Origin of the sequence: Pseudomonas sp. AL03, from assembly GCF_029960815.1 — a bacterium.
Classification (GTDB): Bacteria; Pseudomonadota; Gammaproteobacteria; order Pseudomonadales; family Pseudomonadaceae; genus Aquipseudomonas.
Map to the genome: position 1 here is coordinate 50,308 of NZ_JASBRE010000020.1, position 13,506 is coordinate 63,813.

8 protein-coding genes are annotated in these 13,506 nt (G+C 60.8%); 1 reads left to right on the top strand and 7 read right to left on the bottom strand.

From position 1 onward, the window contains the following. Positions 1-81: 81 nt before the first annotated feature. Complete coding sequence (locus tag QK293_RS19260) at positions 82-984, bottom strand: LysR family transcriptional regulator (protein ID WP_282379888.1); 903 nt, start codon at positions 982-984, stop codon at positions 82-84. Positions 985-1,102: 118 nt separating this feature from the next. On the opposite strand from QK293_RS19260, the gene QK293_RS19265 reads away from it, so the two are divergent. After that, positions 1,103-2,377 carry an MFS transporter gene (locus QK293_RS19265; RefSeq protein WP_282379890.1) on the top strand — a complete coding sequence of 425 codons (1,275 nt, stop codon included), beginning with the start codon at positions 1,103-1,105 and terminating at the stop codon, positions 2,375-2,377. A gap of 49 nt (positions 2,378-2,426) precedes the next feature. Here QK293_RS19265 and hemE read toward each other — a convergent pair whose 3' ends face one another. The 6 genes from hemE to aroK all read right to left on the bottom strand — a co-directional run bounded on the left by hemE (position 2,427) and on the right by aroK (position 13,503). Next, complete coding sequence (gene hemE, locus QK293_RS19270; RefSeq protein ID WP_282379892.1) at positions 2,427-3,494, bottom strand: uroporphyrinogen decarboxylase; 1,068 nt, start codon at positions 3,492-3,494, stop codon at positions 2,427-2,429. 238 nt (positions 3,495-3,732) lie between these two features. Continuing rightward, positions 3,733-5,151, bottom strand: coding sequence for an FAD-dependent oxidoreductase (locus QK293_RS19275; protein WP_282379893.1), 1,419 nt, complete (start codon positions 5,149-5,151; stop codon positions 3,733-3,735). Between the two features lie 33 nt (positions 5,152-5,184). Next, complete coding sequence (gene gltB / locus QK293_RS19280) at positions 5,185-9,630, bottom strand: glutamate synthase large subunit (RefSeq protein WP_282379895.1); 4,446 nt, start codon at positions 9,628-9,630, stop codon at positions 5,185-5,187. Positions 9,631-10,138: 508 nt separating this feature from the next. Beyond that, positions 10,139-11,722: an AAA family ATPase gene (locus QK293_RS19285; protein WP_282379897.1), complete on the bottom strand. Its 1,584-nt coding sequence runs from the start codon at positions 11,720-11,722 to the stop codon at positions 10,139-10,141. Positions 11,723-11,732: 10 nt separating this feature from the next. Beyond that, on the bottom strand, positions 11,733-12,833 hold the full coding sequence (gene aroB, locus QK293_RS19290; RefSeq protein WP_282379899.1) for a 3-dehydroquinate synthase: 1,101 nt from the start codon (positions 12,831-12,833) through the stop codon (positions 11,733-11,735). Positions 12,834-12,984: 151 nt separating this feature from the next. Beyond that, positions 12,985-13,503, bottom strand: a complete 519-nt coding sequence (aroK, locus tag QK293_RS19295; RefSeq protein WP_010464421.1) for a shikimate kinase AroK — start codon at positions 13,501-13,503, stop codon at positions 12,985-12,987. Positions 13,504-13,506 lie beyond the last annotated feature (3 nt).

Consider the following 13,506-nt stretch of genomic DNA (forward strand, 5'->3'; position numbering starts at 1 on the left):
AGGCAATGCCGCAAGGCGCTGTAGCCTGTTCAAGGTAGTTCGGAAATGTCCTACGCCCTTCAGCGAATGACTGCAAAGCAGTCACGCCTTCAACGGCTCAACCTTACTCGTCAACAACTCCACAAACGCCTTGGCCATCGGCGACTTCTGATCCTTGCGCTGCACCAGCCACACGGCCGACACCGCCTCAGGATCGAGCAGAGGCCGATAGACCACCCCTTCGATGCGCATCCGCTGATAGGACGCTGGCAGTACCGAAACACCCAACCCGGCCGCCACCAGACCAATGATCGTCATTGCCTCGCCCGCCTCCTGAGCGAAGTGCGGACTAAAGCCGGCATCCCGGGCCAGGCTGAGTAATTGTGCGTACAGACCACTGCCATAGCTGCGTGGGAAAAATACAAAGGGCTCGAGGGCCAGGGCTGACAGAAACAGGCCCTCTTCGCTGTCGTTCACCAATGGATGCTTGGAGCTGAGCACCGCCACCAGTGGTTCGCGCATCAGCTCCACCACGCTGAGCGAGTCCGGCAACCCAAGCGGCCGCATGATCCCGACTTCTATCGACTCATCCACCAGCGCCTCCGCCACCTGGGTGCTGCTCATCTCCCGCAGGTTGAGGTGCACTGCGGGGAAACGCTGGCGAAACGAAAAAATCGCCTGAGGGATCGTTGAGTTGAACGGAGCCGACGAGGTGAAGCCAATCTTCAATTCGCCCAACTCACCCAACTGCGCCCGCCGTGCCACGTCTGCCGCTTTATCAACCTGCGCCAGCACCAGCCGCGCCTCTTCCAGAAACAGCCGGCCAGCTTCACTGAGCTCGACCCGACGATTGGTCCGCTCGAACAACCGCGCACCCACCTCTTGCTCCAGCGCCTGAATCTGCTGGCTCAGCGGCGGTTGCGAGATGCCCAGCACTTGGGCGGCGCGGCCGAAGTGCAGCTCTTCGGCGACAGCAATGAAGTAGCGCAGGTGACGCAATTCCATGAAAACTCCATTAGGTCGCTAAACCTATCAAACAGGTCGAACAATATATTGGATTGAATCATTAGGCAGCTATATGCTTTTTTCATTGCCTGACCGGCTGCGTCCTCCGAGGTCCGAAGTGAAAACTGCTGTCGCTCCACTTGCCCATGAAGTTCCGCCCGCAGCGCTTGACGATGTAGTCGCCGAATTAAAGGAGATCTACATCGAAAAAGGCACGCCGATGTTCATGCGCACGGTGCTGGCGTTGTTCTCCGGCGGCTTCGCGACCTTCGCTCTGCTTTATTGCGTGCAACCGATGATGCCGCTGTTGTCCCATGAATATTCCATCAACGCGGCGCAGAGCAGCCTGATCCTCTCGGTGGCCACCGGCATGCTCGCCATCGGTCTGCTGATCACTGGCCCGATTTCCGATCGCGTCGGACGTAAGCCAGTGATGGTGACCGCGTTGTTCGCAGCGGCCTTGTGCACCATGGCCAGCGCGATGATGCCGAGTTGGGAAGGCGTATTGATCATGCGCGCGTTGATCGGGTTGTCGTTGAGCGGCCTGGCAGCGGTGGCCATGACCTATCTGAGCGAAGAGATTCATCCACAGCACATCGGCCTGGCCATGGGGCTGTACATCGGTGGTAACGCGATTGGCGGGATGAGCGGACGCCTGATCACCGGTGTATTGATCGACTTTGTCAGCTGGCACACGGCGATGCTGGTGATTGGCGGTCTGGCGCTAATCGCGGCGACGGTGTTCTGGAAGATCCTTCCCGAGTCGCGCAACTTCCGCGCCCGTTCATTGCACCCGCGCAGCTTGATTGACGGCTTCACCCTGCACTTTCGCGACGCCGGTCTACCGCTGCTGTTTCTCGAAGCCTTTGTGCTGATGGGCGCGTTCGTCACGCTGTTCAACTACATCGGCTATCGCTTGCTGGCCGAGCCGTACCACATGGATCAGGCCTTCGTCGGGCTGCTCTCGGTGGTGTACCTGTCGGGTATCTACAGCTCAGCGAAAATCGGCGCCCTGGCCGACCAACTCGGCCGTCGCAAAGTGCTGTGGGCGACCATCGTGCTGATGATCGCCGGCCTCGCCCTGACCATGTTCACGCCGCTGCCGGTGGTGATCATTGGCATGTTGATCTTTACCTTCGGCTTCTTCGGCGCGCACTCCGTAGCCAGCAGCTGGATCGGCCGTCGTGCGATCAAGGCCAAGGGGCAGGCGTCGTCGCTTTATCTGTTCAGCTACTACGCCGGGTCGAGTATTGCCGGCACTGCCGGGGGGGTGTTCTGGCACCTCGGCGGGTGGAACGGGATCGGACTGTTCATTGGCGGGTTGCTGGTGATTGCGCTGTTGGTGGCGTTGAAACTGGCGAAGTTGCCGCCGTTGACCGGCGTGAAAACCTGAAAACAAAAACGCCCGGCAAAAGCCGGGCGTTTTCGTTATTGGGCCACGATCACTCGTGATACTGCGCCGACAGTTCATGCACCGCGCGCAGGAAGGCGCCAGCGTGTTCCGGATCGACTTCAGGCGTGATGCCATGGCCGAGGTTGAACACGTGACCGCTGCCTTTGCCGTAGCTGGCGAGGATCCGGCCGACTTCGGTGCGAATGGCTTCTGGTTTCGCGTAGAGCACGGTGGGGTCCATGTTGCCTTGCAGGGCGACTTTGTTGCCGACGCGCTGGCGGGCTTCGCCAATGTCGCAAGTCCAGTCCAGGCCTAACGCATCAGCGCCAGCGTCGGCGATGCTTTCCAGCCACAGGCCGCCGTTCTTGGTGAACAGGATGACCGGTACCTTGCGGCCTTCGTGTTCACGGATCAGGCCGCTGACGATCTTGCGCATGTAGGCCAGGGAGAATTCCTGATACGCCGCAGACGAGAGGTTGCCGCCCCAGGTGTCGAAGATCTGCACCGCTTGCGCGCCAGCCATGATCTGGCCGTTGAGGTAGCTGGTGACCGACTGCGCGAGTTTGTCCAGCAGCAGGTGCATGGCTTGCGGGTTGTCGTAGAGCATGGCCTTGGTCTTGCGGAAGTCTTTCGACGAACCGCCTTCGACCATGTAAGTGGCCAGGGTCCATGGGCTGCCGGAGAAGCCGATCAGCGGCACGCGACCGTTCAGTTCGCGGCGGATGGTGCTGACCGCGTCCATGACGTAGCCGAGGTCTTTGTGCGGATCAGGGATTGGCAGGGCTTCGACGTCGGCCAGGGTGCTGACGACTTTCTTGAAGCGCGGACCTTCACCGGTTTCGAAGTACAGGCCTTGGCCCATAGCGTCCGGGATGGTCAGGATGTCGGAGAAAAGGATCGCCGCGTCCAGTTGTGGATAGCGGTCGAGCGGTTGCATCGTGACTTCGCAAGCGAACTCCGGGTTCATGCACAGGCTCATGAAGTCACCGGCCTTGGCACGGCTGGCGCGGTATTCAGGCAGGTAGCGGCCAGCCTGACGCATCATCCAGACAGGCGTGACGTCTACGGGTTGCTTGAGCAGGGCGCGAAGGAAACGGTCGTTCTTCAGGGCAGTCATGTCGGCATCCGGTAAAAAAGTGCGGGCATTTTCTCAGAGCGCGACGCAAAAGGCACGGCAAGAGCCGTGCCTTTTGTCTATCGGGTCAATTTGTCGCGGGTTCGCCCCCGAAAGATCGTTCCCACGCTCCGCGTGGTAACGCCTCCAGTGACGCTCCGCGTCACGCCTTTGGGACGCGGAGCGTCCCGGGCTGCATTCCCACGCAGAGCGTGGGAACGATCAGCGGGGCCGGCGTCAATCAGACGCCCAGGTAATCCAGAATCCCTTCGGCAGCGTTGCGGCCTTCGAAGATCGCCGTTACCACCAGGTCGGAACCGCGAACCATGTCGCCACCGGCGAAGATTTTAGGGTTGCTGGTCTGGTGCTTGTACTGACCTTGTTCCGGTGCCACGACGCGGCCCTGGCTGTCGGTCTGGATGCTGTGCTGTTCAAACCACGGCGCCGGGCTTGGACGGAAACCGAAGGCGATGACCACGGCGTCGGCCGGGATGATCTCTTCGGAACCCGGGATCGGCTCGGGGCTGCGACGGCCACGGGCGTCCGGTTCGCCGAGACGGGTCTCGACCACCTTCACGCCTTCGACGCGGTCTTCACCGACGATGGCGATCGGCTGGCGGTTGTAGAGGAATTTCACGCCTTCTTCCTTGGCGTTCTTCACCTCTTTACGCGAGCCCGGCATGTTCGCTTCGTCACGACGATAAGCGCAGGTCACCGACTTGGCACCCTGGCGAATCGAAGTACGGTTGCAGTCCATCGCCGTGTCGCCGCCGCCCAGTACCACGACCTTCTTGCCTTTCATGTCGACGAAATCTTCCGGCGACTTTTCAAAACCCAGGTTGCGGTTGACGTTGGCAATAAGGAAGTCGAGCGCGTCATGCACGCCCGGCAGGTCCTCACCGGCAAAACCGCCCTTCATGTAGGTGTAGGTGCCCATGCCCATGAACACAGCATCGTATTCTTCGAGCAGTTGCTCGACGGTCACGTCCTTGCCCACGTCGGTGTTCAGGCGGAACTCGATGCCCATGCCGGTGAAGACTTCGCGGCGATTACTCAGCACGGTCTTTTCCAGCTTGAACTCGGGGATACCGAAGGTCAGCAGACCACCGATTTCCGGGTTCTTGTCGAACACCACCGGCGTCACACCGCCGCGTACCAGCACGTCGGCACAACCCAGGCCAGCAGGCCCTGCGCCGATCACCGCAACACGCTTGCCGGTCGGAATGACCTTGGACATGTCCGGACGCCAGCCCATGGCGAACGCGGTGTCGGTGATGTACTTCTCGACCGAACCGATGGTCACTGCGCCAAAACCGTCGTTGAGGGTGCAGGCACCCTCGCACAGACGATCCTGCGGGCATACCCGGCCACAGACTTCCGGCAAGGTGTTGGTCTGGTGCGACAGCTCGGCGGCCTGAAGGATGTTGCCCTCGGCCACCAGTTTCAGCCAGTTGGGAATGAAGTTGTGCACCGGGCACTTCCATTCGCAATACGGGTTACCGCAACCCAGGCAGCGGTGGGCCTGATCGGCCGAATGCTGGGGTTTGAAGGGTTCGTAGATCTCCACGAACTCTTTCTTGCGTTGACGCAACAGTTTCTTCTTCGGATCTTTGCGCCCGACATCGATGAACTGGAAGTCGTTATTCAGACGTTCAGCCATTGTTAAAACCTCATCAAACTCTTCAGGCGCATATCACTGCGGGTTGGCACGGGTGCTGGAAAGCAACGATTTCAGGTTGGCAGCCTTGGGCTTGACCAGCCAGAAACGACGCAGATAGTCGTCGAGGTTTTCAGCGAGGTTACGGCCCCACTCGCTGTCGGTTTCCGCGACGTATTCGTTCAGCACGCGTTGCAGGTGGCTGCGATAGGCTTCCATCGTCTCACCGCTGATCCGCTGGATTTCCACCAGTTCGTGGTTGACCCGGTCAACGAAAGTGTTGTCCTGGTCGAGCACGTAGGCGAAACCGCCGGTCATGCCTGAGCCGAAGTTGTAACCGGTCTTGCCCAATACGCAGACGAAACCACCGGTCATGTACTCGCAGCAGTGATCGCCAGTGCCTTCCACCACGGTGTGAGCACCGGAGTTACGCACCGCGAAACGCTCGCCCGCGGTCCCGGCGGCGAACAGCTTGCCGCCGGTGGCGCCGTACAGGCAGGTGTTGCCGATGATGGCACTGTCCTGAGTTTTGTAGACGCTGCCCTTCGGCGGAACGATGACCAGCTTGCCGCCGGTCATGCCCTTGCCGACGTAGTCGTTGGCGTCGCCTTCCAGGTACATGTTCAGGCCACCGGCGTTCCACACACCGAAGCTCTGACCGGCCGTCCCGTTGAAGCGGAAGGTGATCGGCGCATTCGCCATGCCTTGGTTGCCGTGTTTGCGAGCGATTTCACCAGAGATCCGCGCGCCGATCGAACGGTCGCAGTTGCAGATATCCAGGGCGAAATCAGCGCCGCTCATGTCGTTGATGGCCGAGGTGGCCATATCGACCATTTTCTCGGCCAGCAGGCCTTTGTCGAACGGCGGGTTGCGCTCAACCTGGCAGAACTGAGGTTTGTCTGCCGGGATGTGATCGCTGCCGAGCAACGGCGTCAGGTCCAGGTGTTGCTGCTTGGCAGTCTGGCCTTCGAGGATGTCCAGCAGATCGGTACGACCGATCAGCTCTTCGAGGGAGCGCACGCCCAGCTTGGCCAGCCACTCACGGGTTTCTTCGGCGACGTAGGTGAAGAAATTCACCACCATGTCGACGGTCCCGATGTAGTGATCCTTACGCAGCTTTTCGTTCTGAGTCGCGACGCCGGTGGCGCAGTTGTTCAGGTGGCAGATGCGCAGGTATTTGCAGCCCAGCGCGATCATGGGCGCGGTGCCGAAGCCGAAGCTTTCAGCGCCGAGGATCGCTGCCTTGATCACGTCGAGACCGGTTTTCAGGCCGCCGTCGGTCTGCACCCGGACTTTGCCGCGCAGATCGTTGCCGCGCAGGGTCTGGTGGGTTTCGGCCAGGCCGAGTTCCCACGGAGCGCCCGCGTATTTGATCGACGTCAACGGCGATGCGCCGGTGCCGCCGTCGTAACCGGAGATGGTGATCAAGTCCGCGTAGGCCTTGGCCACACCGGCGGCGATGGTGCCGACGCCCGCCTCTGCAACCAGCTTCACCGAGACCAGCGCCTTCGGATTGACTTGTTTCAGGTCGAAAATCAGCTGCGACAAGTCTTCGATCGAGTAGATGTCGTGGTGCGGCGGCGGCGAAATCAGGGTCACGCCCGGTACTGCGTAACGCAGCTTGGCGATCAGACCGTTGACCTTGCCGCCTGGCAGTTGACCACCTTCGCCGGGCTTGGCGCCTTGGGCGACTTTGATCTGCAGCACTTCAGCGTTGACCAGGTATTCCGGGGTTACACCGAAACGGCCTGTCGCCACTTGCTTGATTTTCGAGCTTTTGATAGTGCCGTAACGCGCCGGGTCTTCACCGCCTTCGCCGGAGTTGGAACGCGCACCGAGGCGGTTCATGGCTTCGGCGAGGGCTTCGTGAGCTTCAGGCGACAGAGCACCGAGGGAGATGCCCGCGGAGTCGAAGCGCTTGAGCACCGATTCCAGCGGTTCGATCTCGCTGATGTCCAGCGGCGTGTCCAGGGTTTTGACCTTGAACAGGTCGCGGATCATCGACACCGGACGGTTGTCGACCAGCGCCGTGTATTCCTTGAACTTGCTGTAGTCGCCCTGCTGCACAGCGGCTTGCAGGGTGTTGACCACGTCCGGGTTGTACGCGTGATATTCGCCACCGTGGACGAACTTCAGCAAACCGCCCTGCTGGATCGGCTTGCGCGGGCTCCAGGCTTCGGCAGCCAGGGCTTTCTGCTCGGCTTCGATGTCGACGAAACGCGCACCTTTGATGCGGCTCGGTACGCCACGGAAGCTCAGCTCGCAGACTTCTTCAGACAGGCCGATGGCTTCGAACAGCTGCGCACCGCGGTACGACGTAATGGTCGAGATGCCCATCTTCGACAGGATCTTCAGCAGGCCTTTGGTGATGCCTTTGCGGTAGTTCTTGAACACCTCGTAGAGGTCGCCCAGTACTTCACCGGTACGGATCAGGTCGCCCAGCACTTCGTAGGCCAGGAACGGATAGACCGCCGAGGCGCCGAAACCGATCAACACCGCGAAGTGGTGCGGGTCGCGAGCCGTCGCGGTTTCCACGAGGATGTTGGAGTCGCAACGCAGGCCTTTTTCGGTCAGGCGGTGGTGCACCGCGCCGGTGGCCAGGGACGCGTGGATCGGCAACTTGCCCGGGGCAATGTGACGGTCACTCAGCACGACCTGGGTACGACCGGAGCGCACAGCCTCTTCAGCCTGATCGGCGACGTTGCGGATCGCCGCTTCGAGGCCGACGCTTTCGTCGTAGTTGAGGTCGATGATCGCGCGCTCGAAGCCCGGACGATCGAGGTTCATCAGCGAGCGCCACTTGGCCGGGGAAATGACCGGCGAGCTGAGGATCACGCGTGAGGCGTGTTCCGGCGACTCCTGGAAGATGTTGCGCTCGGCACCGAGGCAGATCTCCAGCGACATGACGATGGCTTCACGCAGCGGGTCGATCGGCGGGTTGGTGACCTGCGCGAACTGCTGGCGGAAATAGTCGTACGGCGTGCGCACACGCTGGGACAGCACGGCCATCGGCGTATCGTCGCCCATCGAGCCGACGGCTTCGTAGCCTTGCTCGCCAAGCGGACGCAGCACTTGGTCACGTTCTTCGAAAGTGACCTGGTACATCTTCATGTATTGCTTGAGCTGGTCGACGTCATAGAAAGCCGAACCATGGTCGTTGTCTTCCATGGTCGCCTGGATGCGCAGGGCGTTCTTGCGCAGCCATTGCTTGTACGGATGACGCGACTTCAGGCGGTTGTCGATGGCGTCGGTGTCGAGGATCTGACCGGTTTCGGTGTCCACGGCAAAAATCTGTCCCGGCCCGACGCGGCCCTTGGCGATCACGTCTTCAGGCTGGTAGTTCCAGACACCGATTTCAGACGCCAGGGTGATGAAACCGTTCTTGGTGGTGACCCAGCGCGCCGGACGCAGACCGTTACGGTCGAGCAGGCACACCGCGTAACGACCGTCGGTCATTACCACGCCGGCCGGGCCGTCCCACGGTTCCATGTGCATCGAGTTGTATTCGTAGAACGCACGCAGATCCGGGTCCATGGTTTCGACGTTCTGCCACGCAGGCGGAATGATCATCCGCACGCCACGGAACAGGTCGATGCCACCGGTAACCATCAGCTCAAGCATGTTGTCCATGCTGGAGGAGTCGGAACCAACGCGGTTGACCAGCGGGCCGAGTTCTTCCAGGTCCATCAAGTCGTTGGTGAACTTGGTGCGACGGGCCACGGCCCAGTTGCGGTTGCCGGTGATGGTGTTGATCTCGCCGTTGTGGGCGAGGAAGCGGAACGGCTGAGCCAGCGGCCATTTCGGCAGGGTGTTGGTGGAGAAGCGCTGGTGGAACACGCAGATCGAAGTTTGCAGGCGCTCATCGCTAAGGTCTGGATAGAAGGCGGTGAGATCCGCCGGCATCATCAGGCCTTTATAAATGATGGTCTTGTGCGAAAAGCTGCAGATGTAGTGATCGGCGTCGGCGGCGTTGGCCACGGACGAGCGACGACGAGAGGTGAACAGCTTGATCGCCATGTCCTGATCGCTCAGGCCTTCACCGCCGATGTACACCTGCTCGATCTGCGGCAGGCGCTCGAGGGCCAGGCGGCCGAGGACGCTGGTGTCGATCGGCACTTTGCGCCAGCCGACCAGTTGCAGACCGGCGGCCAGGATCTCGCGGTTCATGTTCTCGCGAGCGGCCTCGGCTTTAACCGGGTCCTGGTTGAAGAAGACCATGCCCACAGCGTATTGCTTGGGCAGTTCGACACCGAAGGTTTCCTGGGCGATCGCACGCAGGAATACATCCGGCTTTTGAATCAGCAGACCGCAACCGTCACCGGTCTTGCCGTCGGCGTTGATCCCACCGCGGTGGGTCATGCAGGTCAGGGCCTCGATGGCCGTTTGCAAAAGGGTATGACTGGGCTCGCCCTGCATATGGGCTATCAGGCCGAAACCGCAGTTATCCTTGAATTCATCTGGTTGGTACAGACCTGCTTTCATAGACACTTTCTCACCAGGCTGCCTCTTAACGAGGCAAATTTCTTTTCAATTCAACCACTTGCCATCCACGCCGAACGTTCGTCAGCTTTGCGGGGGCAAAAGGGAGGTCATTGTACACACCGACACAGAGGCTCACAAATTTGACGACGAAATGTCGCAAATCTATGTCGCATTTGTGAAAGGTTTAAAGCGATCTGCTGTGCTAGTCAAAACATTTTTAATGTTGACCGCAACGACTCAAAGACTACTGTGACGCAGACACCACAAGGCACGCGACCGAGGGTCTGTTGGTGCTTGCTGACGAACCGCGTTGTGATGCCAACGTGTGCGAGGCAAGGCGCGGGATGCCGCCAAGGGTGGTCCCCTTGGCAAATCCCGCAACGCAGCTTCGCACATGTTGGCGCGCAACGCGGTCGTCGGCAAGCGCCAACAGACCCTCTGAGGCGGCATGCGCTTGTAGAAATTTTGAGGTGCCGGGAGAGGCGGCCTGGGTAAGGCCGCCGAATCTTCAGCGAGTTGTTGCCAGTTCCTGTTGGACGCTGGCGACAGTGCGAGGCCAAGGTTTACCAGCCTGAACCTTCGCTGGCAAGGCCTTGATGGCGGTAAGGGCGGCATCGCGGTTGGCGAAGCTACCGTAAGTGATGACGTAAAGCGGCTTGCCGTTGAGGACTTTCTTGAAGTAACGGTACTCGCCGCCCTGCTCCTTGACGAAGGATTGCGCGGCCGCTTCAGAGCTGGTGCCAAGGATCTGCACCACGTAGTTACCCGGTGCTTGCCCTGCGTACCAGGTGCCACCGGCGGCCTTGGCCACGGTGGTTGGTTTCTCGGCGGGTTTGGTCACCGGCGCTGGCTTAACCACTGGCGCAGGCTTCACGGCAGGCACCGGGGCTGGCTTGGCCGTAGCGACCTGAGTCGGCGCAGGCACAGGCTTGGCGGCTGGCGTCGGTGCAGGACCGGCCGACAGACCTGCTGGAGGCGCGGTGGTGGTCACGGTTGGCGGCGTAGCGCTGGAACCTTCGACCGGCACGCCGTCGTCGCCTTCGGAGATGCCGCCGGCGGCTTCGGCCAGCGGACCGCGCATGACCGGCTGCGAGTTGCCGACCAGCGGCAATGGCATCGGTTGCGAGTTACCGGCGAATTCGACGGCTGGCGCGCCGCCGCTGTTAGGTTGTGGCGTGCCCTGGCCGAGCGGCAGTTGCGCCTGTTCGTTGGCAGGTGCACCCGTGGTCGGTGCTTTGCTGCGACCCGGCATCAACCAGGCGGCGGCTACCGCGACCACGACGACGGCGGAAATCGCCAATACGTGTTTCTTCGGCATGTTGAACCCCATACTTGGACGCTTGACCGCTGAGCGGCTGGCAATCATGGCTTCGATCATTGCATCGCGGGCGACCTGGTTGATGGTGCCAGGCCAACCGTCGGAGCTTTCGTGAATATCAGAGATCTGATCTGCGGTAAAAAGTTCGATGCCCCGACCGGCACCTTCGAGCCGCTGATCCAGATATTCGCGGGTTTCTTCTTCGGTGTAAGGCTGCAACTCGATGACGTGGAAACGCTCTTCCTCGAGGCTCAGCGCCTCCAGTTGAGCAATCAGCGACGACTCACCGAACAGGAACACATGCGGACGACCTTCCGGTGCACCGGCGGCCAGGGCCATCAAGGCTTCCAGCGCGGACTCGTCGAGTTGCTCGGCGTCATCCACCAGCAAATAGACTTCCTGCCCCGTGAGCGCAAGTTGCACCACTTGAGCCAGAATCGCGCCGATCTCGACCTGGGCCACGTTCAGCGCCTGAGCAACCTGACGCAGCAAACCCGCCGCATCGCCGGCACCACGGGCAGAAACCACCACGCTCTGCACCGATTGTTTGTTGGTGCTGGCCACCAGGGCCTGGCGCAACAGCGTCTTGCCACTGCCTTGCGGGCCCGTGACGACCAGCAGCAACTGGCTGTAGCGTGCCAGGTGATGCAGTTGTCCCAGCACCGGTTTGCGCTGGGCCGGGAAGAATTTGAAGCCAGGCACCCGTGGAGCAAAAGGGTCATGACTCAACTGGTAATGGCCGAGGAAAGCCTCGTCGGCGTGCAAACTAGTCATCGGGATCTTATTAACCTTTAAGCTGAGCCAGAGCGCGGTAATCCGCTCCCAGCGTGGCCTGTAAAACCTCTTTCGGATAATCGTCGGTCACCACCGCTTCGCCCATGTGGCGCAGCAGCACCAGGCGCAAACGACCGTCGATCACTTTCTTGTCAATTGCCATGTGTTCGAGAAAATCGACTTCAGTCATCTCTTCAGGCGGGATGACCGGCAGGCCGGCACGCTGGAACAGACGAATGCCGCGATCGCGCTCTTGCTCGCTGATCCAGCCCAGGCGCGCGGACATTTCCAAGGCCATTACGGTGCCAGCAGCGACCGCTTCACCATGCAACCACACACCATAGCCCATATGGGTTTCGATGGCGTGGCCGAAGGTGTGACCCAGATTGAGCGTGGCGCGAACACCGGTCTCCCGTTCGTCGGCACCGACCACCGCAGCCTTGGCCGCGCAAGAGCGCTCGATGGCGTAAGTCAGGGCGACCTGGTCCAGGGCGCGCAGGCGATCGACGTTTTCTTCAAGCCAGGTCAGGAACGGCTCGTCGCAGATCAGCCCGTACTTGATCACCTCGGCAAGCCCGGCGGACAGTTCGCGGGCCGGCAGGGTATTGAGGGTAGCGGTATCAATCAGCACCACATTCGGCTGATAGAAAGCGCCGACCATGTTCTTGCCCAGGGGATGGTTGATCCCGGTCTTGCCACCCACCGAAGAGTCGACTTGCGACAGCAGCGTGGTCGGGACCTGGATGAAATCGACACCACGCTGGTAGCAGGCGGCAGCAAAACCGGCCATGTCACCAATCACGCCACCACCAAGAGCGATCACCGTGGTACGGCGGTCGTGCCGTGCGGTCAGCAGACCGTCGAAAATCAGTTGCAGGGTTTCCCAGGTCTTGAAGGCTTCGCCGTCGGGCAGCACCACGGAAACCACCGAGAACTGTGCGAGGCTACGGGTCAGACGCTCGAGATAGAGCGGCGCAACGGTCTCGTTGGAGATGATCGCCACTTGCCGTCCGCGGATATGCGGGGCCAATAGCTCAGGCTGATCCAACAAATCTTCGCCAATATGAATCGGGTAGCTGCGCTCGCCTAGATCGACCTTGAGTGTCTGCATGTGTCCCCACAGTGAAGATGGAATCAGGCGTCCTGCCTTGAGTTAACGAATGTCCACGGCGTCGGCTGGTGTGACGCCGTTCGGTAGCCATCCGCCACAACCTTGAGCGGCTGTGGCAGGACGCCGAGGATAGCGCATTTCGCGCTACGCATTAACGGGGAGGTAGCTGCTGCAAGCGCTCGAGAATATCGAGTACCACCATTCGCGGCGGCCGCTCATCGGTTTCCACCACCAGATCGGCGATTTCCCGATAAAGCGGATCGCGAATCGCCAGCAGATCCCGAAGGGTCTTGGCCGGATCGGCAGTGCGCAACAGTGGTCGATTGCGATCGCGAGAAGTGCGGCCCACCTGCTGCTCGACTGACGCATGCAGATAGACCACCCGACCCCCGGCGTGCAGCGCCCGACGATTGGCCTCGCGCATCACCGCGCCGCCACCAGTCGCCAGCACCACGCCATCGCACCCGCACAGCTCGGCAATCATCGCCTGCTCGCGGTCACGAAAACCCGGTTCGCCTTCCTTATCGAAAATCCACGGGATATTGGCGCCCGTGCGCAATTCAATTTCCTTATCGGAATCTTTGAACGGCAGGCGTAGCTCTTTGGCCAGCAACCGGCCGATGGTGCTTTTTCCAGCCCCCATCGGTCCAACAAGAATCAAATTTCGCACAGA